Origin of the sequence: Enterobacter sp. K16B (assembly GCF_020216105.1) — a bacterium.
Lineage (GTDB): Bacteria > Pseudomonadota > Gammaproteobacteria > Enterobacterales > Enterobacteriaceae > Enterobacter > Enterobacter sichuanensis.
This window is the reverse complement of sequence record NZ_JAIWJZ010000122.1, coordinates 1-25,693: the sequence shown is the minus strand read 5'-3', so window position 1 is coordinate 25,693 and position 25,693 is coordinate 1. Positions and strand designations below refer to the sequence as shown.

At 56.1% G+C, this 25,693-nt stretch carries 24 protein-coding genes and 1 pseudogene; 11 read left to right on the top strand and 14 right to left on the bottom strand.

Annotated features, from left to right (window positions below; translation table 11 throughout):
- Window positions 1-133: 133 nt before the first annotated feature.
- The 4 genes from LDK53_RS19510 (at window position 134) to LDK53_RS19495 (ending at window position 4,287) form a co-directional block, all read left to right on the top strand.
- Window positions 134-2,038: an ABC transporter ATP-binding protein gene (locus tag LDK53_RS19510; RefSeq protein WP_225287849.1), complete on the top strand. Its 1,905-nt coding sequence runs from the start codon at window positions 134-136 to the stop codon at window positions 2,036-2,038.
- 111 nt (window positions 2,039-2,149) lie between these two features.
- The gene (locus tag LDK53_RS19505) at window positions 2,150-3,172 is read left to right on the top strand and encodes a hydrolase (RefSeq protein WP_045285963.1); all 1,023 of its coding nucleotides are present in this window, start codon (window positions 2,150-2,152) and stop codon (window positions 3,170-3,172) included.
- On the top strand, window positions 3,169-3,387 hold the full coding sequence (locus LDK53_RS19500) for a YheU family protein (RefSeq protein WP_013099053.1): 219 nt from the start codon (window positions 3,169-3,171) through the stop codon (window positions 3,385-3,387). Before LDK53_RS19505 ends, LDK53_RS19500 begins: the two co-directional genes overlap by 4 nt.
- A gap of 30 nt (window positions 3,388-3,417) precedes the next feature.
- Window positions 3,418-4,287 (top strand): phosphoribulokinase, encoded by an 870-nt coding sequence (locus LDK53_RS19495; RefSeq protein WP_045285964.1) that lies wholly within the window; start codon window positions 3,418-3,420, stop codon window positions 4,285-4,287.
- A 79-nt stretch (window positions 4,288-4,366) separates the two neighbouring features.
- Here the strand turns inward: LDK53_RS19495 and LDK53_RS19490 are convergent, their stop codons facing one another.
- Window positions 4,367-4,771, bottom strand: a complete 405-nt coding sequence (locus LDK53_RS19490; RefSeq protein WP_014885509.1) for an OsmC family protein — start codon at window positions 4,769-4,771, stop codon at window positions 4,367-4,369.
- A 311-nt stretch (window positions 4,772-5,082) separates the two neighbouring features.
- On the opposite strand from LDK53_RS19490, the gene crp reads away from it, so the two are divergent.
- Together crp and LDK53_RS19480 are read left to right on the top strand one after the other, a co-directional pair.
- Window positions 5,083-5,715, top strand: coding sequence for a cAMP-activated global transcriptional regulator CRP (gene crp, locus LDK53_RS19485; protein WP_000242758.1), 633 nt, complete (start codon window positions 5,083-5,085; stop codon window positions 5,713-5,715).
- Window positions 5,716-5,772: 57 nt separating this feature from the next.
- Complete coding sequence (locus LDK53_RS19480; protein WP_225287852.1) at window positions 5,773-7,860, top strand: YccS/YhfK family putative transporter; 2,088 nt, start codon at window positions 5,773-5,775, stop codon at window positions 7,858-7,860.
- On the opposite strand, the gene argD is transcribed toward LDK53_RS19480, so the two are convergent.
- The 4 genes from argD to ppiA form a co-directional block, all read right to left on the bottom strand.
- Entirely contained in the window at window positions 7,857-9,077 is a 1,221-nt protein-coding gene (gene argD, locus LDK53_RS19475; protein ID WP_225287848.1) for a bifunctional acetylornithine/succinyldiaminopimelate transaminase, read from the bottom strand. The two genes, LDK53_RS19480 and argD, sit on opposite strands and share 4 nt — an antisense overlap.
- Before the next feature lie 86 nt (window positions 9,078-9,163).
- Complete coding sequence (gene pabA, locus LDK53_RS19470) at window positions 9,164-9,727, bottom strand: aminodeoxychorismate synthase component 2 (protein ID WP_155031820.1); 564 nt, start codon at window positions 9,725-9,727, stop codon at window positions 9,164-9,166.
- A 31-nt stretch (window positions 9,728-9,758) separates the two neighbouring features.
- On the bottom strand, window positions 9,759-10,343 hold the full coding sequence (locus LDK53_RS19465; protein WP_225287847.1) for a putative adenosine monophosphate-protein transferase Fic: 585 nt from the start codon (window positions 10,341-10,343) through the stop codon (window positions 9,759-9,761).
- 106 nt (window positions 10,344-10,449) lie between these two features.
- Entirely contained in the window at window positions 10,450-11,022 is a 573-nt protein-coding gene (gene ppiA / locus LDK53_RS19460) for a peptidylprolyl isomerase A (protein ID WP_059386640.1), read from the bottom strand.
- A 278-nt stretch (window positions 11,023-11,300) separates the two neighbouring features.
- Between ppiA and tsgA the strand changes: the two genes are divergently transcribed.
- Window positions 11,301-12,485 carry an MFS transporter TsgA gene (gene tsgA, locus LDK53_RS19455; protein ID WP_225287846.1) on the top strand — a complete coding sequence of 395 codons (1,185 nt, stop codon included), beginning with the start codon at window positions 11,301-11,303 and terminating at the stop codon, window positions 12,483-12,485.
- Window positions 12,486-12,502: 17 nt separating this feature from the next.
- Here the strand turns inward: tsgA and LDK53_RS19450 are convergent, their stop codons facing one another.
- The gene (locus LDK53_RS19450) at window positions 12,503-13,804 is read right to left on the bottom strand and encodes a cytosine deaminase (protein ID WP_095442057.1); all 1,302 of its coding nucleotides are present in this window, start codon (window positions 13,802-13,804) and stop codon (window positions 12,503-12,505) included.
- A gap of 238 nt (window positions 13,805-14,042) precedes the next feature.
- On the opposite strand from LDK53_RS19450, the pseudogene nirB reads away from it, so the two are divergent.
- The 4 genes and pseudogenes from nirB (at window position 14,043) to LDK53_RS19430 (ending at window position 18,733) form a co-directional block, all read left to right on the top strand.
- Window positions 14,043-16,587: pseudogene (nirB, locus tag LDK53_RS19445) on the top strand (nitrite reductase large subunit NirB).
- Window positions 16,584-16,910 (top strand): nitrite reductase small subunit NirD, encoded by a 327-nt coding sequence (gene nirD, locus LDK53_RS19440; RefSeq protein ID WP_025758081.1) that lies wholly within the window; start codon window positions 16,584-16,586, stop codon window positions 16,908-16,910. The pseudogene nirB and the gene nirD overlap by 4 nt, the downstream one beginning before the upstream one ends.
- 135 nt (window positions 16,911-17,045) lie before the next feature.
- Window positions 17,046-18,419, top strand: coding sequence for a siroheme synthase CysG (cysG, locus tag LDK53_RS19435; protein ID WP_225287845.1), 1,374 nt, complete (start codon window positions 17,046-17,048; stop codon window positions 18,417-18,419).
- A gap of 143 nt (window positions 18,420-18,562) precedes the next feature.
- Entirely contained in the window at window positions 18,563-18,733 is a 171-nt protein-coding gene (locus LDK53_RS19430; RefSeq protein WP_003861638.1) for a YhfL family protein, read from the top strand.
- Between the two features lie 145 nt (window positions 18,734-18,878).
- Here LDK53_RS19430 and trpS read toward each other — a convergent pair whose 3' ends face one another.
- From trpS to LDK53_RS19390, 8 genes are all read right to left on the bottom strand, one after another.
- Window positions 18,879-19,883, bottom strand: a complete 1,005-nt coding sequence (trpS, locus tag LDK53_RS19425) for a tryptophan--tRNA ligase (protein ID WP_020687783.1) — start codon at window positions 19,881-19,883, stop codon at window positions 18,879-18,881.
- Window positions 19,876-20,637, bottom strand: coding sequence for a phosphoglycolate phosphatase (gph, locus tag LDK53_RS19420; protein WP_025758086.1), 762 nt, complete (start codon window positions 20,635-20,637; stop codon window positions 19,876-19,878). The genes trpS and gph overlap by 8 nt, the downstream gene beginning before the upstream one ends.
- Window positions 20,630-21,307, bottom strand: a complete 678-nt coding sequence (gene rpe, locus LDK53_RS19415; RefSeq protein WP_024907923.1) for a ribulose-phosphate 3-epimerase — start codon at window positions 21,305-21,307, stop codon at window positions 20,630-20,632. Before rpe ends, gph begins: the two co-directional genes overlap by 8 nt.
- Before the next feature lie 41 nt (window positions 21,308-21,348).
- A complete protein-coding gene (gene dam, locus LDK53_RS19410) occupies window positions 21,349-22,161 on the bottom strand; it encodes an adenine-specific DNA-methyltransferase (RefSeq protein WP_025758088.1) in 813 nt (270 codons plus the stop codon).
- A gap of 67 nt (window positions 22,162-22,228) precedes the next feature.
- Window positions 22,229-23,530: a cell division protein DamX gene (gene damX, locus LDK53_RS19405; RefSeq protein ID WP_225287844.1), complete on the bottom strand. Its 1,302-nt coding sequence runs from the start codon at window positions 23,528-23,530 to the stop codon at window positions 22,229-22,231.
- A 92-nt stretch (window positions 23,531-23,622) separates the two neighbouring features.
- Window positions 23,623-24,711 carry a 3-dehydroquinate synthase gene (aroB, locus tag LDK53_RS19400; RefSeq protein ID WP_025758090.1) on the bottom strand — a complete coding sequence of 363 codons (1,089 nt, stop codon included), beginning with the start codon at window positions 24,709-24,711 and terminating at the stop codon, window positions 23,623-23,625.
- Between the two features lie 57 nt (window positions 24,712-24,768).
- A complete protein-coding gene (gene aroK, locus LDK53_RS19395; protein WP_003861630.1) occupies window positions 24,769-25,290 on the bottom strand; it encodes a shikimate kinase AroK in 522 nt (173 codons plus the stop codon).
- A 286-nt stretch (window positions 25,291-25,576) separates the two neighbouring features.
- On the bottom strand, window positions 25,577-25,693 hold a 117-nt coding region (locus LDK53_RS19390), incomplete at its 5' end, for a hypothetical protein (protein ID WP_225287851.1).

The following is a 25,693-nucleotide window of genomic DNA, read 5'->3' as shown; positions in this document are numbered from 1 at the left end:
CCCTCCCGGTCTTGTTTCTGTTTTTGTGTATCGTCGTTGTTTTGGGCTACCATGGCGGCCCGGTGCGGAAAATGGCCCACACCTTACATTATCATAATGACAAATTAACATAGTCGGAACATACGGCGCTTCTATGATTGTTTTCTCCTCGTTACAAATTCGTCGCGGTGTGCGCGTCCTGCTGGATAACGCCACTGCTACCATCAACCCGGGCCAAAAAGTGGGTCTGGTCGGCAAAAACGGTTGTGGTAAATCCACGCTGCTGGCGCTGCTGAAAAACGAGATTAGCGCGGATGGCGGTAACTTTACCTTCCCGGGGAACTGGCAGCTCGCCTGGGTGAACCAGGAGACGCCCGCCCTCAGCGAACCGGCACTCGACTATGTTATCGACGGGGACCGTGAATACCGTAAACTCGAGGCGGAACTCAACGCCGCTAACGAGCGCAACGACGGCCACGCCATCGCCACCGTTCACGGCAAGCTGGACGCCAGTGACGCGTGGACCATTCGCTCCCGCGCCTCCAGCCTGCTGCACGGCCTGGGCTTCAGCAATGAACAGCTGGAACGCCCGGTCAGCGACTTCTCCGGCGGCTGGCGTATGCGCCTCAACCTGGCGCAGGCGCTGATCTGTCGCTCTGATCTGCTGCTGCTCGATGAACCGACCAACCACCTCGATCTCGATGCGGTTATTTGGCTGGAGAAGTGGCTTAAGAGCTATCAGGGCACTCTGATTCTGATCTCCCACGACCGCGACTTCCTCGACCCGGTGGTGGATAAAATCATTCACATCGAACAGCAAACGATGTTCGAGTACACCGGTAACTACAGCTCCTTCGAGCGCCAGCGCGCGACGCGTCTTGCCCAGCAGCAGTCCATGTACGAAAGCCAGCAGCAGCGCGTCGCGCACCTGCAGAGCTTTGTGGATCGCTTCAAGGCCAAAGCGTCTAAAGCGAAGCAGGCCCAGAGCCGCATCAAGATGCTGGAACGCATGGAGATGATTGCCCCGGCGCACGTGGACAACCCGTTCCACTTCAGCTTCCGCGCGCCGGAAAGCCTGCCAAACCCGCTGCTGAAGATGGAGAAGGTGAGCGCCGGATACGGCGATCGTACAATTCTCGACTCCATCAAGCTCAACCTGGTGCCGGGTTCACGTATTGGTCTGCTGGGACGCAACGGTGCCGGTAAATCCACGCTGATCAAACTGCTGGCGGGCGAACTTAACCCGGTCAGCGGCGAAATCGGGCTGGCGAAGGGCATCAAGCTTGGCTACTTCGCCCAGCATCAGCTGGAATTTTTACGCGCGGATGAATCCCCGATCCAGCACCTGGCGCGTCTGGCGCCGCAGGAGATGGAACAGAAGCTGCGTGACTATCTCGGCGGCTTCGGCTTCCAGGGCGATAAGGTCACCGAAAACACCGAACGTTTCTCCGGCGGCGAAAAAGCTCGTCTGGTGCTGGCGCTGATCGTCTGGCAGCGCCCGAACCTGCTGCTGCTCGATGAACCGACCAACCACCTCGATCTCGACATGCGTCAGGCGCTGACCGAAGCGCTGATTGAGTTCGAAGGCGCACTGGTTGTGGTTTCGCATGACCGCCACCTGATCCGCTCCACCACGGACGATCTCTACTTAGTGCACGACGGCAAAGTCGAGCCGTTCGACGGCGATCTGGAAGACTACCAGCAGTGGCTGACGGACGTGCAGAAGCAGGAAAACCAGCCGGAAGAGCCAACGAAAGAGAACGCCAACAGCGCCCAGGCGCGTAAAGACCAGAAACGCCGTGAAGCGGAGCTGCGCACCCAGACGCAACCGCTGCGTAAAGAGATTGCCCGTCTCGAAAAAGAGATGGAAAAGCTCAACGCCACGCTTGCTGCCGTTGAAGAGAAGCTCGGCGACAGCAGTCTTTACGACCAGAGCCGTAAAGCGGAGCTGACGGACTGCCTGCAAACCCAGGCGAAGACCAAATCGAACCTCGAAGAGTGTGAGATGGCCTGGCTCGACGCCCAGGAACAGCTGGAAGCGATGCTGCAGGCCGACTGAGTATTTGCCCCGTTTTGCGAACAGGATCCGTCCCTGGTTCGGAAATCCTGGCTAAACGGGGTACAATTCGGAAAGTATCGTAAATTTCCGACAAGAATCAGCATCGCGCTTATGACCCAAATCATTCCATCAGACTTCGACATTGCGGCCGAAGACAGCACTGAGTTCGTGCCTATGCGCGGCGTGGCCAATCGCCATTTGCAGACCATGCTGCCGCGACTGATCCGCCGCAAGGTTCAGTTCACCCCGCACTGGCAACGGCTTGACCTGCCGGACGGTGACTTTCTGGATCTCGCCTGGAGCGAAGCACCTGAGCAGGCCCGCCATAAGCCGCGCCTGGTGGTCTTTCACGGTCTGGAAGGCAGTCTGCACAGCCCTTATGCGCATGGGTTAATTGAGGCGGCAAAAGCGCGCGGCTGGCTCGGCGTGGTGATGCATTTTCGCGGCTGTAGCGGCGAACCCAATCGTCAGAAACGCATTTATCACTCGGGTGAAACCGAAGACGGTACGTGGTTTTTGCACTGGCTGCGGGATAATTTCGGCAACGTGCCAACCGCCGCCGTGGGCTACTCGCTGGGCGGCAATATGCTGGCCTGTCTGCTGGCCAAAGAGGGCGAAAGCGTACCGCTGAACGCGGCCGTCATTGTCTCCGCCCCGTTTATGCTGGAGCAGTGCAGCTACCATATGGATAAAGGCTTTTCCCGCGTCTATCAGCGCTATCTGCTCAACCTGCTGAAAGCCAACGCGGCGCGTAAGCTGAAGGCTTACCCGGATACGCTGCCGGTCAGCCTGCGCCAGCTGAAAAAGGTGCGCCGAATTCGCGAGTTCGACGATCTGATCACCGCCAAAATTCACGGCTTCGCCGATGCGATTGATTACTATCGTCAGTGCAGCGCCATGCCGCTGCTCAGCAAGATCACGCAACCGACGCTGATCATTCATGCCAAAGATGACCCCTTTATGGATCACCACTCGATCCCCGCACAGGAGTTTCTGCCCGACAACGTTCACTATCAGTTGACCGAGCATGGCGGCCACGTCGGGTTTATCGGTGGCACGCTGCGCCGCCCGAAAATGTGGCTTGAGACGCGTATCCCTGACTGGCTAACCCCTTATCTGGACGGTGCAAAATGATTATTCCCTGGCAGGATCTGGCTCCCGAAACGCTCGACAATCTGATTGAAAGCTTTGTATTGCGCGAAGGCACCGATTATGGTGAACATGAACGCTCGCTTGAGCAAAAGGTCAACGATGTAAAGCGCCAGCTGAAAAGCGGCGACGTGGTGCTGGTGTGGTCAGAACTGCATGAGACGGTCAATATCATGCCCCGCAACGCGTTTCACGGCTGATCTTCCACCCTTTTCAGTCAGGGAGTTGTTATGTCTGCCAGACATCCGATTATTGCCGTTACGGGGTCGAGTGGTGCGGGAACCACCACCACCAGCCTCGCCTTTCGCAAGATTTTCGCCCAGCTGAATCTCCGTGCGGCGGAGGTCGAAGGTGACAGCTTTCACCGCTACACGCGTCCGGAGATGGATATGGCCATCCGTAAAGCGCGCGATCTGGGTAAACACATCAGTTACTTCGGCCCGGAGGCCAATGACTTCGGCCTGCTGGAGCAAACCTTTATTGAGTACGGACAGAGCGGCAAAGGGCAGTCCCGCAAGTATCTGCATACCTATGATGAAGCCGTTCCCTGGAATCAGGTGCCGGGCACCTTTACTCCCTGGCAGCCGCTGCCGGAACCTACCGACGTCCTGTTCTACGAAGGATTACACGGCGGCGTGGTCACGCCGCAGCACGACGTGGCGCGCCACGTGGATCTGCTGGTCGGCGTGGTGCCTATTGTTAACCTGGAGTGGATCCAGAAGCTGACGCGCGACATGAGCGAGCGCGGCCACTCGCGCGAGGCAGTGATGGATTCGGTGGTGCGCTCCATGGAAGATTACATCAACTACCTGACGCCGCAGTTTTCCCGCACCCATATCAACTTCCAGCGCGTGCCGACGGTGGACACCTCCAACCCGTTTGCCGCCAAAAGTATCCCGTCGCTGGATGAGAGCTTTGTGGTGATTCATTTCCGCAATCTCGAAGGCATTGATTATCCGTGGCTGCTGGCGATGCTGCAGGGCTCGTTCATTTCTCACATGAATACATTAGTGGTGCCGGGCGGAAAAATGGGACTGGCAATGGAGCTCATCATGACGCCGCTGGTACAGCGACTGATGGAAGGGAAACAGATCGAGTGAGTTGTTTTGCCCGGTGGCGCTGCGCTTACCGGGCCTACAATCCGTAGGGCAGGCAAGCGAAGCGCCACCCGCCACACGATTACGCCTCGATCACTTCGTACGAATGGGTAATTTTTACCGCCTTCTCCAGCATTAACGCCACAGAGCAGTACTTCTCCGCCGACAGGTCCACCGCGCGTGATACCGCCGCGTCTTTCAACGCTTTGCCGGTCACAACAAAGTGCAGATTAATGTGGGTGAACAGGCGTGGCGCCTCTTCACGACGTTCTGAGGTCAGTTTAACCTCGCAATCCGTCACGTCATGACGGCCTTTCTGCAGAATCGACACCACGTCAATGGCGCTGCATCCCCCTGCCGCCATCAGCACCATCTCCATTGGGCTTGGCGCTTTATCGCCGGAGTTGCCATCCATCAAAATCTGGTGTCCGGAAGCGGACTCGCCCAGGAACGTTAAACCTTCAACCCATTTCACGCGCGCTTGCATATTCTTAAACTCCAACGTTGCATTTTTGATGACAGATTACGCGTGCGTTACATTTCTCGCAATGGAAGGCGACCTGCATCATGCTGAAGCGAGACACCAGGAGACACGCGGCGAAAGCTATGCTAAAACACTCAGGATGCTACAGTAATACATTGACGTTACACGTGTATGCAGAGGACATCAAACTTTACTGGCTGCGAAACGTTACGGTAGCCGACTTCCCAGGGTATGGGTAAGAATTCGATTGCAACCCCAGAGTCCGGATGCATCTGATGACTCTGGTGACAGCTTATAACAGAGGATAACAGCGCATGGTGCTTGGCAAACCGCAAACAGACCCGACTCTCGAATGGTTCTTGTCTCATTGCCACATTCATAAGTACCCATCGAAGAGCACGCTGATTCACCAGGGTGAAAAAGCGGAAACGTTGTATTACATCGTTAAAGGCTCGGTGGCAGTGCTGATCAAAGATGAAGAAGGGAAAGAGATGATCCTTTCTTATCTGAACCAGGGCGATTTCATCGGTGAACTGGGCCTGTTTGAAGAGGGCCAGGAACGTAGCGCCTGGGTTCGTGCAAAGACAGCATGTGAAGTGGCTGAAATTTCTTACAAGAAATTCCGTCAGCTGATTCAGGTTAACCCTGACATCCTGATGCGTCTTTCTTCCCAGATGGCGCGCCGTCTGCAGGTCACCTCTGAGAAAGTGGGTAACCTCGCCTTCCTGGACGTGACGGGCCGTATTGCACAGACGCTGCTGAACCTGGCGAAACAGCCAGACGCCATGACCCACCCGGACGGCATGCAAATTAAAATTACCCGTCAGGAAATTGGTCAGATCGTCGGTTGCTCCCGTGAAACCGTAGGTCGTATCCTGAAAATGCTGGAAGATCAAAACCTGATCTCCGCCCACGGTAAAACCATCGTGGTTTACGGAACGCGTTAATTCCGCTCAAACGGCGTGTCACCGCAAGGTGTCACGCCGTTTTTGTCTCTACTCCCCATGTGGCGCAGGCTGATCTATCACCCGGAAGTTAATTACGCACTGCGACAAACGCTGGTGTTATGTCTTCCTGTGGCCGTGGGCCTGCTCCTCGGACATCTTCAGCAAGGTCTGCTCTTTTCTCTGGTGCCCGCCTGCTGCAACATTGCCGGTCTGGACACGCCGCATAAGCGCTTTTTCAAACGACTCATCATTGGCGGTTCACTGTTTGCCGGCTGTAGTCTCGCCGTGCAGCTTCTGCTGGCGCGCGATATTCCGCTGCCGCTGATCCTGACCGTGCTGGCGATGACCCTGGGTGTTACCGCCGAAATCAGCTCGCTGCACGCCCGTCTGCTTCCCGCCTCGCTGATTGCGGCCATTTTCACGCTGAGCCTCGCCGGAAATATGCCGGTGTGGGAGCCGCTGCTGATCTACGCGCTGGGGACATTGTGGTACGGGCTGTTTAACTGGTTCTGGTTCTGGCTGTGGCGCGAACAGCCGCTGCGTGAATCCCTGAGCCTGCTCTATGTGCAGTTGGCGGAGTATTGTGAAGCCAAATACACCCTGCTCACCCAGCATACCGATCCGGAAAGATCGCTGCCCCCGCTGCTGACCCGTCAGCAAAAGGTGGTGGATCTGATAAGCCAGTGCTACCAGCAACTTCATATGCTCGCCGCCAACCAGAATCACGAATATAAACGGCTGCTGCGCACTTTCCAGGTGGGGCTGGATCTGCAGGAGCATATCTCCGTAAGTCTTCACCACCCGCAAGAGGTGCAAAAACTGGTAGAGCGCAGCCACGCTGAAGCGGTGATCCGCTGGAACGCACAGACCGTCTCCGCGCGTCTGCGGGTGCTGGCCGACGATATTCTCTATCACCGCTACCCCACGCGCTTTAACATGGACAAACAGCTCGGCGCGCTGGAGAAAATTGCCCGTCAGCATCCTGATAACCCGGTCGGCCAGTTTGCCGCCTGGCATTTTAGCCGCATCGCCCGCGTGCTGCGTACCCAGCGCCCCCTTTATTCCCGCGATCTGATGGCGGATAAACAAAAACGGCTGCCGTTACTGCCCGCGCTCAGAAGTTATCTGTCGCTTAAATCGTCCGCCCTGCGCAATGCCGCACGAATTAGCGTCATGCTCAGTGTCGCCAGCCTGATGGGCATAGCGCTGCATCTGCCGAAACCCTACTGGATCTTAATGACCGTGCTGTTTGTCACCCAGAATGGCTACGGCGCCACGCGGGTGCGTATTCTGCACCGGGCCGGCGGAACGATGGCGGGGCTGATTATTGCGGGCGTGACGCTGCACTTCCACGTGCCGGAAGGCTATACCCTGGCAGGGATGCTGGTGATTACGCTGGTGAGCTACCTGATTATTCGTAAAAACTACGGCTGGGCGATGGTGGGTTTTACGGTGACGGCGGTGTATACCCTGCAGTTGCTCACGCTCAATGGCGAACAGTTTATTGTCGCCAGGCTGATTGATACCCTCATCGGCTGTCTGATTGCCTTTGGTGGTATGGTCTGGCTGTGGCCGCAGTGGCAGAGCGGGCTGCTCAGGCAGAACGCCCACGACGCGCTGGAGGCTGACCAGGAGGCTATCCGCCTGATTCTGAGCGACGACCCGCAGCCCTCCCCGCTGGCTTATCAGCGGATGAAGGTCAACCAGGCGCACAACGCCCTGTTCAACTCGCTCAACCAGGCGATGCAGGAGCCCGGCTTTAACTCGCACTATCTGGCGGACATGAAGCTCTGGGTGACGCACAGCCAGTTTATCGTCGAGCATATCAACGCCATGACCACGCTCGCGCGTGAACATACCATGCTGACGCCAGACCTGGCGCAACGTTACCTGCAGTCGTGTGAGATTGCCCTGCAGCGCTGTCAGCAGCGTCTGGAGTATGACGCACCGGGTGAGTCGGGGGATTCAAATATTCTGGAAGCGCCGGAGACGCTCACCCACGGGCCAATGAGTACCCTTGAGCAGCATTTACAGCGCATCCTGGGGCATCTGAACACCATGCACACCATTTCATCGGTGGCATGGCGTCAGCGTCCGCATCACGGGATTTGGTTAACCCGTCGCCTGAAGCGGACGGCGTATTAACCTTTTACGATCTTCGCGACTGCCGCGGCAAAGCGGGTTAATCCGTCTTCAATGTCTTTCTCTTCCACCACCAGCGACGGCGCAAAACGCATCACGTCCGGCCCGGCATTGAGCACCATTACCCCTTCGTGGGCGGCGGCGTGCAGGAAATCGCGTGCGCGGCCTTTGTACTGCGGTTTCAGCTCGGCACCGATCAGCAGCCCCATCCCGCGGATCTCGCTGAACACGTCGTACAGGTCATCAATCTTTTGCAGATGTTTTACGAACAGTTCGCGCTTCGCGCTCACGCCATTGAGAACCTCAGGCGTGTTGATAATATCAAACGCCGCGCCCGCCACAGCGCTCGCCAGCGGATTACCGCCGTAAGTGGAGCCGTGCGACCCCACGTGGAACGCAGAGGCAATCTCCTGGGTCGTCAGGACCGCGCTCACCGGGAAACCGCCGCCGAGCGCTTTGGCGCTGGTCAGAATATCCGGCGTCACGCCGTAGTGCATATAGGCAAACAGGGAGCCGGTACGCCCCATCCCGCACTGCACTTCATCAAATACCAGCAGCGCCTGGTGCTCGTCGCACAGCGCGCGCAGCCCTTTCAGGAATTCCGGCGTGGCGGCCGTCACGCCGCCTTCGCCCTGAATCGGCTCCACCACCACCGCGCAGGTGTGATCGTCCATCACCGCTTTTACCGCATGCAGATCGTTAAACGGCACGTGGACGATGTCAGCCGGTTTCGGACCAAAACCGTCGGAATACTTCGGCTGACCACCAACGGAGACGGTAAAGAAGGAGCGCCCATGGAAGGCATTGTGGAAAGCGATGATTTTGGTTTTGTACGGGCTGTGGCGCGTGGTGGCATAGTAGCGCGCCAGCTTGAAGGCGGTTTCGTTGGCTTCGGTGCCGGAGTTCATAAACAGCACGCGCTCGGCAAACGTGGCATCAATGATCTTGCGGCCAAGACGCAGCGCCGGTTCGTTGGTGAAGACGTTGCTGGTGTGCCACAGGGTTTCGCCCTGGGTTTTCAGCGCCTCGACCAGCGCAGGATGGCAATGACCCAGCGCCGTTACCGCAATCCCGCCCGCGAAATCCACGTACTCTTTACCCTGTTGATCCCAGACGCGGCTGCCTTTTCCCTTTACCGGGATAAACTCAGCCGGTGCATAAATCGGCAGAATCACTTCATCGAATGTCGCGCGGGTAATTGCTGGTTGTTCAGTTGCCATGTCATGCCCATCCATTTTATGTCACATCAATTGTGAAAATATAATCACAAAATATGCATAAAAAATCACAGCAAGGCAACAGATATTCAGCGATTGAGGAAATTTGCCAGCAGCGCGTGCCCCTGTTCGCTGAGGATGCTTTCCGGATGGAACTGCACGCCTTCGAGATCCCATTCGCGGTGACGAATCCCCATGATCTCCTGCGTATCGCTCCAGGCGGTCACCTCAAAGCAGTCAGGCAGCGTCGGCGGGTCAATCACCAGCGAATGATAGCGCGTCACGGTCAATGGATTATTGAGCCCCGTAAATACCCCGGTACCCGTGTGCGTGACCGGCGAGGTTTTGCCGTGCATCACTTTCGCCGCACGGACGATGGTGGCCCCAAACGCCTGGGCAATCGCCTGATGGCCCAGGCAGACGCCCAGAATGGGCAGCTTACCGGCATACTGCCGGATAACGTCCAGCGAAATGCCCGATTCCGACGGTGTGCAGGGGCCGGGTGAGATGACGATTTTTCGCGGAGCCAGCGTCTCAATATCGGCAAGGCCAATCTCGTCATTGCGGCGGACAACCACCTCTGCACCCAGTTCACAAAAATACTGGTAAAGGTTCCAGGTGAAGGAATCGTAGTTATCAATCAGCAGAATCATGGCGGCTCCCGAAAAAAAATGCCGCCCTATTCTACTCAGATTCCCGCGCTTCGCTCACTACTTTGGCAAAGATAGCGTGTAACGCGCTGAGATCGCCCGTTGCGCCGCTCCGGTTAGCCGCCACCCAATCTTCGGGATCGATATCGCGCCAGTCCAGCGCGTAACCCGCATGGATCGCCAGCTGCTCAAAGAAAACACGCTGAGCAATACCGTTACCGCTGGCAAAAGGGTGCAGCATGTTGATTTCACAATAATAATGGCTAATTCGTTCTATAAACGCCGCTTTCTCCAGACCAACCAGATACTTTTCGCTTTCCAGCGCCGCCACCAGTTCGTTGCCCATCTTTTCGATGTACTCGAAATGGCAGAAAGGAATGTCATCCTTAAAAATATCGTCAGTACGCAATTCGCCAGCGTGCTTCAACACTCTGCGGTAGAGATGGCGGTGAATAAGGCACAGATGGGGCAAACCGGGAGCGGAAGGCCCAAGCTCCAGCGTTTCAATATGAGGATCGGAAGGACCATGACCTTTTTCAAGGAGACAACTGGCCTGAAAATTGACGTTACGCTGCTGCTCCCAGAGACGGGATTTTTGCTTGTCGGTGAGTTTTTTCACTTAACGCCTCCCTGAATATGTCCGTTTGCCACAAGTATAAGCAGCAAAACGCGCTTTCGCAGGGAGGGCTAACAACACGGGCAAGGATCGCCCGTGTCGAAACAGGTTACGGCAGAACTTTCGCGGAGAGGATCACGACAGGTTTTGACGGCACATTCTGGTACGGGCCAACGTCATGGGTAGGAACCTGAGAAATCTTGTCCGCCACGTCCATCCCTTTCACCACTTTACCGAACACCGCATAACCGAAGTCGCGCTGGCCGTGGTCGAGGAAGGCGTTATCCGCCACGTTGATAAAGAACTGGCTGGTCGCGCTGTCTTTATCCGCGGTACGCGCCATAGAGATCGTGCCGCGCTTGTTCAGCAGGCCGTTATCTGCTTCGTTTTTGATTGGCGGGTTCGGCTGTTTCTGCTGCATCTGCTCATTAAAACCACCGCCCTGCACCATAAACCCAGGGATCACGCGGTGGAAGGTGGTGTTGTTATAGAAACCACTGTTCACATAGTCGAGGAAGTTTTTCACAGAAACCGGAGCTTTCTGGCTATTCAGTTCCAGCTCAATATTCCCGGCGGAGGTGGTCAGCAGAACGTGAGGGTCCCCTTTTGCTGCCAGCGCAGCAGGGGAAACGGCAGAAAGAGCAAACACAGCTGCGACAGCCGCCAGTGTTGATTTGAGCATGAGAATTCCTTAACAAAGCGCAGTATATAAAGCGAATGGCTTGATTCTAAAGAGCAGTATGAACGGAGACCAGCCTTTTACCTAATTTTACGAAATTGAAACAGTTGTAACCACGCAAACGATTGGTTCCGTCGGCTTTTTATGTGATCAAGATCACATAAAAAACTGCAATGAAGTTCGAATTTCTCTTAAAAGATATGAATAGATCACTTTAATGTCTAAAATCTGCCCGCTCTCAGCGCCCGATGGGCGCTTTTCTTATTTTGAACAGGCCAGACATGACTAACAGCAATCGCATCAAGCTCACATGGATCAGCTTCTTCTCCTACGCCCTGACCGGCGCGTTGGTGATCGTCACCGGGATGGTGATGGGAAATATCGCAGACTACTTCCATCTGCCCGTCTCCAGCATGAGTAACACCTTCACCTTCCTCAACGCCGGGATCCTGATCTCCATCTTCCTGAATGCGTGGCTGATGGAAATCGTACCACTGAAAACACAGCTGCGTTTTGGTTTTGTGCTGATGGTCGCCGCCGTGGCGGGTCTGATGCTGAGCCACAGCATCGCCCTGTTCTCCGCCGCCATGTTTGTGCTCGGTCTGGTCAGCGGCATTACCATGTCGATAGGGACCTTCCTGATTACCCATATGTATGAAGGCCGTCAGCGTGGCGCGCGCCTGCTATTTACCGACTCCTTCTTCAGTATGGCCGGGATGATTTTCCCGATGGTGGCTGCCGTTCTGCTGGCGCGCAGCATTGAGTGGTACTGGGTGTATGCCTGCATCGGCCTGGTCTACGTGGCGATCTTTATTCTGACTTTCGGCTGCGAGTTCCCGGTGCTGGGCAAAAAAGCGCAGACCACGGCAGAGCCTGTCGCGAAAGAGAAATGGGGTATCGGCGTACTGTTCCTCTCCATCGCCGCCCTGTGCTACATCCTCGGCCAGCTGGGCTTTATCTCCTGGGTACCGGAATACGCCAAAGGCCTGGGCATGAGCCTGAACGACGCGGGTAAGCTGGTGAGCGATTTCTGGATGTCTTACATGTTCGGCATGTGGGCGTTTAGCTTCATCCTGCGCTTCTTCGATCTGCAGCGCATTCTGACCGTACTGGCGGGCCTGGCAACCGTATTGATGTATCTGTTCATCAACGGCTCACCGGAACATATGCCGTGGTTTATTCTGACCCTGGGCTTCTTCTCCAGCGCGATCTACACCTCGATCATTACCCTGAGCTCCCTGCAGACCAGGGTGGCCTCGCCGAAGCTGGTTAACTTCGTTCTGACCTGCGGCACCATCGGCACCATGCTGACCTTCGTGGTCACCGGCCCAATCGTCGCCCACAGCGGCCCGCTGGCCGCTCTGCACACGGCGAACGGTCTGTACGCCGTGGTGTTTATCATGTGCTTCATCCTGGGCTTTGTGACCCGCCACCGCCAGCATAACGCTGCAGCGGCGACGCACTAATCCCGTCCCCCTCTGCCCTACGCAGAGGGGGTGTTTCTGGCAAAGCTCACCTCTTCTCCCCCGTTATCCATCTGGATCCAGGTCTGCGCCAGCTGTGTGGTGGCAATAATTCGTCCCTGACGAATGGACCAGCGCACCGGCACCTGACAGCGTACCGCTTCAAACCCGCTCTCCGCAGGCAGAATAATCAGGTTCGCCGGGTTACCCGTCTCAATCCCGTAATCGCTCAGGCCAAAGGTTCGGGCACTGTTATGGGTGATCAGGTTCAGGCCGCTGTCGATTTGCGGATAGCCCATCATCTGACAGACGTGCAGCCCCATATGCAGCACCTGCAGCATATTGCCGGTACCAAGCGGGTACCACGGGTCAAAGACATCATCATGGCCAAAGCAGACGTTAATGCCCGCCGCCTGTAGTTCTTTCACCCGGGTGATGCCGCGACGCTTCGGATAATCATCGAAGCGCCCCTGCAGGTGGATATTGACCAGCGGGTTCGCAACGAAGTTAATCCCCGACATTTTCAGCAGTCGGAACAGCCGCGAGGTATAGGCGCCGTTGTAGGAGTGCATGGCGGTGGTGTGGCTGGCCGTTACCCGTGCGCCAATACCGGCTTCATACGCCAGCGTGGCCACCGTCTCGACAAAGCGAGACTGCTCGTCATCAATTTCATCGCAATGAATATCCAGCGGAAGGTCATATTTCTTCGCCAGCTCAAAGGCGATATGCAGCGACTGCACGCCGTACTCGCGGGTGAACTCAAAGTGGGGGATCGCCCCCACCACATCCGCACCCAGCCGTAATGCCTCTTCCAGCAGCGCCGCGCCGTTCGGGTAAGAGAGGATACCTTCCTGCGGGAACGCGACGATTTGCAGGGTCACCCACGGCGCAACCTCCTGCTTCACTTCCAGCATTGCCTTCAGGGCAGTGAGCGTCGGGTCGGAGACATCCACATGAGTGCGGACAAACTGGATCCCGTTGGCGATTTGCCACTTCAGCGTTTTCCACGCCCGCGCTTTCACGTCGTCATGACTGAGTAGCGCCTTGCGCTCCGCCCAGCGCTCAATGCCCTCAAACAGCGTTCCGGACTGGTTCCAGTTCGGCTCGCCCGCCGTCTGGGTGGTATCAAGATGGATATGCGGCTCAATAAACGGGGGAATAGCCAGCCCACCGCGCGCATTTAACACTTCATAGCTTTCGGTATGGGTGTCATCCATGGGGGTGATGTCACCAAATCGCCCGTTCTCAATGGCAAGCTGCCACAGCCCTTCCCGACCCGGTAAACGAACATTCTGAACAAGCCATAACGGTGTAGTAGACATATCTTTCCCCTAAAAACGCAGCTGCTGTACAGGCGTATCGATTTTTGCAAAACCGCCCCTGATTTGTACACAAATTCAACTAACCCGAAAAGCCTGCGATTTCCATAACTTATAAAAATCCTGACAAATCAGTCATATACCACCTAAGGAGTAGGCGAAGACGTATTTGATTTGCATCAATAAGCGCCCCTGCTGAATCGTTAAGGTAGGCGGTAATAGAAAAGAAATCGAGGCAATAATGAGCAAACTCAGACTCGCTATCATCGGTAACGGCATGGTCGGTCACCGCTTTATTGAGGATCTTCTCGATAAAGCCGATGCCGCTCAGTTCGATATTACCGTGTTCTGTGAAGAACCCCGCAAGGCGTACGACCGTGTGCACTTATCTTCCTATTTCTCCCATCATACTGCCGAAGAGCTCTCACTGGTGCGTGAAGGGTTCTACGAGAAGCATGGCGTAAAGGTGCTGGTGGGCGAACGCGCTATCACCATCAACCGTCAGGAGAAAGTGATCCACTCCAGCGCCGGGCGTACGGTTTTTTACGACAAGCTGATCATGGCGACCGGCTCTTATCCGTGGATCCCGCCGATTAAAGGCGCTGAAACGCAGGATTGCTTCGTCTATCGTACCATTGAAGATCTCAACGCCATTGAGTCCTGCGCTCGTCGCAGTAAACGCGGTGCGGTGGTGGGTGGTGGCCTGCTGGGCCTGGAGGCCGCGGGCGCGCTAAAAAACCTCGGCGTTGAAACCCACGTCATCGAATTTGCTCCGATGCTGATGGCCGAACAACTCGACCACATGGGTGGCGACCAGTTACGTCGCAAAATCGAAAGCATGGGCGTGAAGGTTCACACCAGCAAAAACACCAAAGAGATCGTGCAGGAAGGCACCGAAGCGCGCAAAACCATGCGCTTTGCCGACGGCAGCGAGCTGGAAGTTGACTTCATCGTCTTCTCCACCGGGATCCGCCCGCGCGACAAGCTGGCAACCCAGTGCGGTCTGGCCGTCGCCCAGCGCGGCGGGATTATGATTAACGGCACCTGCCAGACCTCCGATCCGGATATCTACGCCATTGGCGAATGCGCCAGCTGGAATAACCGCGTGTATGGTCTGGTGGCGCCGGGTTACAAAATGGCGCAGGTCGCCGTGGACCACATCCTCGGCAACGAAAACGCCTTCGAAGGCGCGGATCTGAGCGCCAAGCTGAAGCTGCTGGGCGTGGACGTTGGCGGTATTGGCGACGCACACGGCCGCACGCCGGGTGCCCGCAGCTACGTTTATCTCGATGAGAGCAAAGAAGTTTATAAGCGCCTGATCGTCAGTCAGGACAACAAAACCCTGCTTGGGGCGGTACTGGTGGGTGACACCAGTGATTACGGCAACCTGCTCCAGCTGGTGCTGAACGCCATCGAACTGCCGGAAAACCCGGACGCGCTGATCCTCCCGGCGCACGCCTCCAGCGGCAAGCCGTCTATCGGCGTGGATAAACTGCCGGACAGCGCGCAGATCTGCTCCTGCTTTGACGTCACCAAAGGCATGCTCATCTCTGCCATTAACAAAGGCTGCCACACCGTTGCGGCGCTGAAAGCGGAAACCAAAGCCGGCACCGGCTGCGGCGGCTGTATTCCGCTGGTCACCCAAGTGCTGAACGCCGAGCTGGCGAAACAGGGCATCGAAGTGAACAACAACCTGTGCGAGCACTTCGCGTATTCTCGCCAGGAGCTCTACCATCTGATCCGCGTGGAAGGCATTAAGTCTTTCGACGAACTGCTGACGAAGCACGGCCAGGGCTACGGCTGTGAGGTATGTAAACCCACCGTCGGCTCCCTGCTGGCCTCCTGCTGGAACGAGTATGTCCTCAAACCCGAGCATACGCCGCTGCAGGATACCAACGACAACTTCCTGGCCAACATCCAGAAAGACGGTACCTACTCCGTGATTCCACGTTCCGCCGGTGGCGAAATTACCCCGGAAGGGCTGGTGGCGGTGGGCCGTATCGCGCGTGAATTTAACCTGTACACCAAAATTCACCGGTTCCCAGCGTATTGGCCTGTTTGGTGCCCAAAAAGACGATCTGCCGGAGATCTGGCGTCAGCTGATTGACGCTGGCTTCGAAACCGGTCACGCGTACGCTAAAGCGCTGCGTATGGCGAAAACCTGCGTGGGCAGCACCTGGTGCCGCTATGGCGTCGGCGACAGCGTCGGTTTCGGCGTGGAGCTGGAGAACCGCTACAAAGGCATCCGTACGCCGCACAAAATGAAGTTCGGCGTCTCCGGATGTACCCGTGAATGTGCGGAAGCCCAGGGTAAAGACGTAGGGATTATCGCCACCGAAAAAGGCTGGAACCTGTATGTCTGCGGCAACGGCGGGATGAAACCACGCCACGCGGACCTGCTGGCCGCGGATCTCGATCACGACACGCTGATTCAGTATCTCGACCGCTTCATGATGTTCTACATCCGTACCGCCGATAAGCTGACCCGTACCGCCTCCTGGCTCGATAACCTGGAAGGCGGCATCGACTACCTGAAATCGGTCATTATCGACGACAAGCTGGGCCTGAACGAGCATCTGGAAGCGGAGATGGCACGCCTGCGTGAGGCGGTGATTTGCGAGTGGACTGAAACCGTCAACACCCCGGCGGCACAGACGCGGTTCAGACATTTTATCAACAGCACTCAGCGCGACCCGAATGTGCAGGTTGTGCCAGAGCGTGAACAGCATCGTCCGGCGACACCGTATGAACGTATTCCGGTCACGCTGGTGGAGGAAAACGCATGAGCCAGTGGATAACCATCTGCGATATTAACGACATTCTCCCCGCAACCGGCGTCTGCGCACTGCTGGGCAACGAGCAGGTTGCGATTTTCCGCCCCCGCCACGATGAACAGCTCTTTGCCATCAGCAACATCGACCCGTTCTTCGAGGCCAGCGTGCTCTCCCGTGGGTTGATTGCGGAGCATCAGGGCGAACTGTGGGTCGCCAGCCCGCTGAAAAAGCAGCGCTTCCGTTTACGTGACGGACTGTGCATGGAAGATGAAAACTACTCGGTGAAGCACTACGACGTTCGCGTGAAGGACGGCAAGGTGCAGCTACAGGGCTAATTCCCTCGCCTTTTCAATATGAAAAGCTTATGACCCCTTATGGGTAACGGCAGGAAAAACCGTATATTTTCGGCGATTCCTGCTGTTATCCTGACGTCAATTCCTGTCCCTCCATGAATGCTGTGAGGTAATGTCGTGGATCACCTGCCGATTTTTTGTCAATTACGCCATCGCGACTGCCTGCTTGTGGGCGGCGGCGACGTGGCTGAGCGCAAAGCGCGCCTGTTGTTAGAGGCGGGCGCCCGACTGACCGTCAACGCCATTGCCTTCGCCCCCCAGTTTAACGTCTGGGCCCAGGAAGGGATGCTGACGCTGGTGCAGGGAGAGTTTGATGAATCCCTGCTGGAGACCTGCTGGCTGACCATTGCCGCGACGGATGACGATGCAGTGAACCAGCGGGTCAGCGATGCCTGTGAGGCGCGCCGTATCTTCTGTAACGTGGTGGATGCGCCGAAAGAAGCCAGCTTTATCATGCCGTCGATTATTGACCGTTCACCGCTGATGATCGCCGTGTCATCCGGGGGCCGCTCGCCCGTTCTGGCGCGCCTGCTGCGGGAAAAACTGGAAGCCCTGTTGCCGCAACATCTCGGTCAGATTGCCCACTATGCAGGGCAATTGCGTTCACGCGTGAAGCAAACCTTCGCGACCGTTGGCGAGCGTCGTCGTTTCTGGGAAAAATTCTTTGTGAATGACCGGCTGGCTCAGTCGCTGGCGAATCAGGACAGTAAAGCGGTTGAAGAGACGACGGCGCAGTTACTCGCTGAGCCGCTGGATCATCGTGGCGAAGTGGTGCTGGTCGGTGCAGGTCCTGGCGATGCGGGCTTGCTGACGCTGAAAGGCCTGCAGCAGATCCAGCAGGCGGATATTGTGGTGTATGACCGTCTGGTCTCGGATGACATCATGAACCTGGTACGCCGCGATGCCGACCGCGTCTTCGTGGGCAAACGGGCGGGCTACCACTGCGTACCGCAGGAGGAGATTAACCAGCTCCTGCTGCGCGAGGCGCAAAAAGGAAAACGCGTGGTGCGCCTGAAAGGGGGCGATCCGTTTATCTTCGGTCGCGGCGGCGAGGAGCTGGAAACCCTGTGCAACGCGGGCATTCCCTTCTCCGTGGTGCCGGGCATTACCGCGGCATCCGGCTGTTCAGCGTACGCGGGTATTCCACTGACCCACCGGGATTACGCCCAGAGCGTGCGTCTGGTGACGGGCCACCTGAAAACGGGCAGCGAACTGGACTGGCACAACCTCGCCGCCGAAAAGCAGACGCTGGTGTTCTACATGGGGTTAAACCAGGCCGCCACCATTCAGGCGAAGCTGCTGGAGCACGGCATGGCGGCAGATATGCCCGTCGCGCTGGTCGAAAACGGTACCGCCATTACGCAGCGCGTGGTGGATGGCGTACTGACACAGTTAGGCGAACTGGCGCAGCAGGTTGAAAGCCCGGCGCTGATTGTGGTTGGCCGTGTGGTTGCGCTGCGCGACAAACTCAACTGGTTCTCAAACCACTAACGCACACTCTTCCTTTCCGGAGTAGTCCTGAAGCGGACTACTCCCCTCTTACCGCTGTCGATAACATACCGCCCCGAAGTGGAACGTTTCCCTTTATTCCCTTGAGTAACATCTGATTTTCGTTTTTAAGACAAGGAATGCGTATGTTTAAACTGGCAAAAGCCGCCGTACTGGTCGGCCTGTTAACCACTCTGACGGCCTGCACTGGTCACGTCCAGAACACCAAAAACAACTGCAGCTATGATTATCTGCTGCACCCGGCGATCTCCATTTCGAAGATCATCGGTGGTTGCGGCCCGGCGGCACAGCAGTAAGCGTTTTTCAGGCGTAAAAAAAAACCGGGAGATCCCGGTTTTTTTGTTGGTGCGGAGCGGTTTTTTGTCGGGTGGCGCTAACGCTTACCCGACCTACACTGTTTCGTAGGCCGGGTAAGGCGAAGCCGCCACCCGGCAAGCAGACTTACGGCTTCGCAACAAACCCAATCGCTTCGTACACCGCTTTCAGGGTTTCGGACGCGCGGGCGCTGGCTTTTTCCGCACCCTCTTTCATCACTTTCTGCAGGAAGGCTTCGTCGTTGCGGTAGCGGTGATAACGCTCCTGCAGCTCGGTCAGCATGCCGGAAACGGCATCTGCCACTTCGCCTTTCAGGTGGCCGTACATCTTGCCTTCGAAGTGCTGTTCCAGCTCAGGGATGCTCTGGCCGGTAACACCGGAGAGAATATCCAGCAGGTTGGAAACGCCCGCTTTATTCTGCACATCGTAGCGCACCACAGGCGGCTCGTCAGAGTCGGTCACTGCGCGCTTGAGTTTTTTCACGACCGATTTCGGATCTTCCAGCAGGCCGATAACGTTGTTGCGGTTATCGTCAGACTTGGACATCTTCTTGGTCGGCTCCAGCAGCGACATGACACGCGCACCCGATTTTGGAATAAACGGCTCTGGCACTTTGAACACCTCGCCATAAAGCGCGTTAAAGCGCTGGGCGATATCGCGGCTCAGCTCCAGGTGCTGCTTCTGGTCTTCACCCACCGGCACCTGGTTTGTCTGGTACAGCAGAATGTCTGCCGCCATCAGCACCGGATAGTCGAACAGACCGGCGTTGATGTTTTCCGAATAGCGCGCGGATTTATCCTTGAACTGGGTCATGCGGCTCAGTTCACCGAAATAGGTGTAGCAGTTCAGCGCCCAGCCCAGCTGCGCGTGCTCTGGCACATGGGACTGAACGAAAATGGTGCTCTTCTCAGGGTCGATCCCGCAGGCCAGATACAGGGCGAGGGTGTCCAGCGTGGCTTTACGCAGCTTCTCAGGATCCTGACGGGCGGTAATCGCATGCAGATCCACGATGCAGTAAATGCAATGGTAATCATCCTGCATGCTGACCCACTGACGTAACGCACCCATGTAGTTACCAATGGTCAATTCACCTGAAGGCTGTGCGCCACTAAAAACGATGGGCTTAGTCATTATTCAATTCCTGATGTTCACTGTGCGAAAGCCCGAGAGCGGGCAACAAATCTTTGAAGTGGTCGAACACAACATCCGGCTCACTTAGCGTGATGGCCTCACCGTAGTTGTAGCCATAGGTTAATCCGACGGAAGGACATCCAGCCGCTCGGGCAGCCAGAATATCATTGCGTGAATCACCGACAAAGAGCAGCTCCGCAGGTGTTAAGGATAATTTTCCTGCCACCAGCAGCAGCGGTTCCGGATGCGGTTTTTTGTTTTGCACATCATCACCGCCCACGATCACGGAGAAGTACTTCGCGATATCCAGCGCTTCCAGCAGCGGTGCCACAAACGGCGTCGGTTTGTTGGTGACCAGCCCCATCGGAATGCCCTTCGCGTGCAACACGCTCAGCGTTTCCAGAACGTCCGGGAAGAGGAAACTGCCCTCTTCGACGGTCTCTTCATAGAAACGATCGAACAGTTTGCGCAGAATACGCAGTTGCTCTTCCTGTGGAATGTCCGCATGGTCAACGCTCGGTTTACCCTGTGCAGAACGCTGGGATGCGCGCTCCTGACGCGCCCAGGTCAGCGCGCGCTCCATCAGGACATCAGCGCCGTTGCCAATCCACGTGACGACACGATCTTCACCCGCCACGGGCAGCTCAAGGGCATACAGCGCCTGGTCTACGGCACTCGTTAAGCCTGGCGCGCTGTCGACCAGCGTGCCGTCGAGGTCGAATGCCACACCCCGAATTGCCTGCAATTTATCCATGACTTACCTTCGCCAGCTCACGGCGCATTTCATCAATGACTTTTTTGTAATCCGGTTGGTCGAAAATCGCCGAACCTGCAACGAACATATCCGCGCCCGCTGCCGCGATTTCACCAATGTTATTGACTTTCACCCCGCCGTCCACTTCCAGACGAATATCGTAACCTGACTCATCAATACGACGGCGTACTTCACGCAGCTTATCCAGCGTGTGAGGAATAAACGACTGACCACCAAAGCCCGGGTTAACGGACATCAGCAGGATCACGTCCAGCTTATCCATCACATAGTCGAGATAGCTCAGCGGCGTTGCCGGGTTAAAAACCAGACCTGCTTTACAGCCGTTCTCTTTGATGAGCTGCAGGGTGCGATCCACATGTTCTGAGGCTTCCGGATGGAAGGTGATGATGCTGGCGCCCGCCGCGGCGAAATCCGGCACGATACGGTCGACCGGTTTCACCATCAGATGCACGTCAATCGGGGCGGTAATGCCGTAGTTACGCAGCGCCTTAAGCACCATTGGGCCAATGGTCAGATTGGGAACGTAGTGGTTATCCATCACGTCGAAATGGACAACATCTGCGCCAGCCGCGAGAGCTTTAGCGGTGTCTTCACCCAGGCGGGCAAAATCGGCCGACAGAATTGAGGGAGCAATCAAAAACTGTTTCATCCGCATCTCCTTGAAATGTGTTTACCGGCGGGCAAAACGGCTCAGGGGCGATAAAGAGCCAGGAGTTCGTCCACCTTTTTACGTGTGCCGCCGTTGCTGCTAATGCTACGCCGCACTTTAACCTGAAAATGCGTCGCGGCTTTGTACCATTCGCGCGTATCAGGGGTATCGTGATTCGAAATTAACACCGGAATTCTTTTGCTGACCAGCTTTTCCGCCATCTCCGCCAGGCGGGCCTGTTCGGCCGGGCTGAAGCTGTTGGTATGATAGGCGGTGAAATTCGCTGTCGCAGACAGCGGCGCGTACGGAGGGTCACAGTAAACCACCGAGTTTACGCCTGCCAGCTCCATACACTCTTCATACGAGAGGCAGTGGAATTCCGCATGCTGTGCTTTTTCGGCGAAGTGATACAGCTCGTCCTGCGGGAAATAGGGGCGCTTATAACGGCCAAACGGCACGTTAAATTCCCCACGAAGATTATACCGGCACAGACCGTTATAACCATGTCGGTTGAGATAGAGGAACAGCAGCGCCCGGCGGAACGGATCCTGACTCTGGTTAAACTCCGCACGGAACTGGTAGTAAACGTCCGGGTTATTGTTCTCCGGCGTAAACAGTTTGCGCGCCTCTGCGACATACTCTTCGGTACGCAGCTTAACGATGTTATAGAGGCTGATAAGGTCGCTGTTGATATCCGCCAGGATATAACGCGAAAAATCGGTGTTCAGGAACACCGATCCCGCGCCAACGAAAGGCTCGATAAGACACTCGCCCTCAGGCAGGTGCTTTTTAATATCATCGAGCAGGGGGTATTTTCCCCCTGCCCATTTCAGAAAAGCGCGATTTTTTTTCATGCTGACTAACTGATTACACCTTCTCCAGCTGTGGAGAAAGCTCCGACAGCATCCTGCGCTTTAAACATTACTTCAGATCGGCCTGAACCTGATGAATCGGCTTCGCCCATGGGTTTTTTGCCTGAACATCAGCAGGCAGGGCCGCTACGGCACGTTTTGCTTCATCTTTGGATGAATACACACCGCTGACCAGCACATACCACGGTTGACCGTTACGGGTCGTCTGATAAACCACATAGTTTTTCAGATTGGATTTCTTCGCCCAACTGTTGAGGTTGTCATAGTTAGACGAACTGCTCAGCTGCAGCGTGTAATTGCTGGATGGCGCAGACTTCAGCGAACCGACGTTGCCTGCCGTTTTACCTGCCGCGCTGCTGGATGCTGTTGCCGTCGCGGCTGGAGCCGTGGTGGCAGCCGGTGCCGTGGTGGTCGCCGTTGCTTTCGGCGCGGTCTGCGTGACAGGCGCTTTTGCAGGCTCGCTCACCGCAGCCGTTTCAGTGTGTTTCGGCTGTGCCGGTACGGTTTTCACTTCAGGCGCTTTTACCACAGCCTGAGGTTTGGTTTCACGCTTAGGCTCAATTACCGCCTGCTTACGTTCAGGACGCGTGGTGGTTTGCGTCTGACGCGGTTTGGTTTCCGTCGCCGCCGTTTGTGGCTGAGCGTTAGCACCGCGAATCGGGGCAACCGTTGCAGGTTCAGTTGGCAGCGTAGAGTTAACCACGACGTTATCAACCTGCTGCTGATTCTGCGGCTGCGTCAGGGCATTGTTCAGGTCACCCTGAACTTCTACGCGCTGCTGGCCTTCAGGCGTAACAGGTGCCTGACCCTGAGCGGGGGTTGAAGATACGGGTGGCAGAGAAACATCCTGCGGCGCAGCGGTATTGCCTGCCGTCTGCTCTGCGGAGGTGGTTCCCGGTGCAGGCTGTGCGCCATTAGCCTGATCGCTTGCATCGTTACCGGAAAGGTTGATGCTCTTCTCAGCGGAAGCGGTTTGCTCGGTTGAGTTCGATGACGGTGCTTTTAGCGCGGAGCCAATGCCAACAATCAGCAGCACCAGCACCAGAACGCCAAGGCCCATCATGATGTACTGACGGGAGGCTGGTTTTGGCGCAGCGGCTTTTTTACGTTTACGCGGGCGACGCTCTACAGGCTCTTCGTCCATTGAATCTTCTTCGGACTCATAATCCTCTTCTTCTCGCTCATCACGCGCGTTGCGGCTGCGCGAAGGGCGACGATCGTCTGCATCCAGATCAACATCGTCAAAGTTGATCTGCGGCTCGTTATCACGTTCTGAAGATTGACGAGAACGACCAGTACGACGATCGCTGGGATCGGGTTTCAGCTCGTCTTCTGGTTTGAATTCATCCATTTAACACCCCACTCAAAGGCTTATGCCAACGACTTTGCATTTCACCTGAAGCTAAACGACCACCTGCATCAGTGGCCTGACCTTTCTAGTTGTTACGCCTGCTGACAATCAGCGATAGCGCCAAGAACGACATCGTGCGGCACTCCGCCGCGTACTTCACTCTTCCCTATTGCAAGCGGGAGTACAAGACGCATCTCGCCTGCCAATACTTTTTTATCGCGCATCATGTGGGGTAAATACGCGTGTGCCGACATCTCCTGCGGCCCGGTTACCGGCAAACCAGCACGCTCAAGCAGCGCAACAATACGTGCCGTCTCTTGCGGTTTGAACTGGCCAAGACGTTCAGAGGTGCGGGCGGCCATCACCATGCCAGCCGCGACGGCTTCACCGTGCAGCCAGTTGCCGTAACCCATTTCGGCTTCAATCGCGTGACCAAACGTATGCCCAAGATTCAGTAAAGCACGTAAGCCCGTTTCACGCTCGTCCGCAGCGACAACTTCTGCTTTCAGCTCACAACAACGACGAATGCAGTATGCAAGCGCAGCCTCATCCAGGCGCAGCAGCGCATCCATATTCTCTTCAAGCCAGTTAAAGAACTCGCCATCCAGAATAATGCCGTATTTGATCACTTCCGCCAGACCAGAAGCCAGCTCGCGCGCCGGCAGGGTTTTCAGACAGTCGAGATCCACCACCACCGAGGCAGGCTGGTAGAACGCGCCAATCATGTTTTTGCCGAGCGGATGGTTAACGGCCGTTTTGCCACCAACAGAGGAGTCGACCTGAGACAGCAACGTGGTCGGGATTTGAATGAAGCGAACACCACGCTGATAGCTTGCGGCCGCAAAGCCGGTCAGATCGCCCACAACACCGCCGCCCAGGGCAAGCAGTGTTGTATCGCGACCGTGCGGTTTTTGCAGCAATGCGGTAAAGACGGTATCCAGTACCGTCAGGCTTTTATACTGCTCGCCATCGGGGAGAATCACACTGTCGACTTTAACGCCCGCCTGCTCAAGCAGGTGGCGTACACGGTCGAGATAAAGCGGAGCCAGCGTCTCATTGGTGACCAGCATCGCCTGATCACCCGCTTTCAGTGGTAAAAAGGAAGCTGGGTCGTTAAACAAACCAGCCGCGATGGTGATAGGGTAACTACGTTCCCCGAGAGTAACTGTAATCCTCTCCATGACGCGACATCCACCTTTAATGCTTTTACCCGCAGGCGAGTGTATATAAAGCCAGAATCAGTTGCTTTCCAGCATATGAATAATCTGGTTTGCAACCACTTTAGCGCTCTGATCGTCAGTACGAATGGTCACATCGGCAATCTCTTCATACAGCGGATTGCGTTCATCGGCCAACGCTTCCAGAACTTCGCGTGGTGGCGTTTCAACCTGCAGCAGCGGGCGCTTTTTATCGCGCTGCGTACGTGCCAGCTGTTTCTCAATGGTCGTCTCAAGATAGACCACTACGCCACGGGCGGAGAGACGGTTGCGGGTTTCGCGAGATTTCACAGAGCCGCCGCCTGTTGCCAGTACGATGCCCTGTTTTTCCGTGAGTTCGTTGATCACTTTTTCTTCTCGGTCACGGAAACCTTCTTCGCCTTCTACGTCGAAAACCCAGCCCACATCAGCTCCGGTTCGTTTCTCAATCTCTTGATCAGAATCGTAAAATTCCATATTGAGTTGTTGAGCTAACTGACGCCCAATAGTGCTTTTGCCGGCACCCATAGGCCCAACCAGAAAGATATTGCGTTTCTCTGCCATTTTATCGGTACTACTAAGACTATTCGTTAATGGTAATCCCCGCTTCGCAGACACCCGGCGTAGCAGGACATGAACTGAAACCTCATATGCAATAGAGCGAGAGTCAGACTAAAAATTATCTCAATACTCCGGCTTGTTTGGCAACTGATTAAATCACCGCGCCGGGCGCATAAGGTAATAAGACGTAAGTCCAACTCAAATCGGTACTCCTTGTATGCTAATTCATGCCCCACGTCAAACATCTGCAACAAACTGAATGCAAAATCATTGCGGGGATCGTTACCCGTCAGTGAATACCGACCAGACGTGGTGTAATAAACACCACTAATTCACGTCGTTCCTGGTCTTTCCCGTCATGGCGAAAAAGCGCCCCCAGCCAGGGAATGCTCCCCAGCCCCGGCAC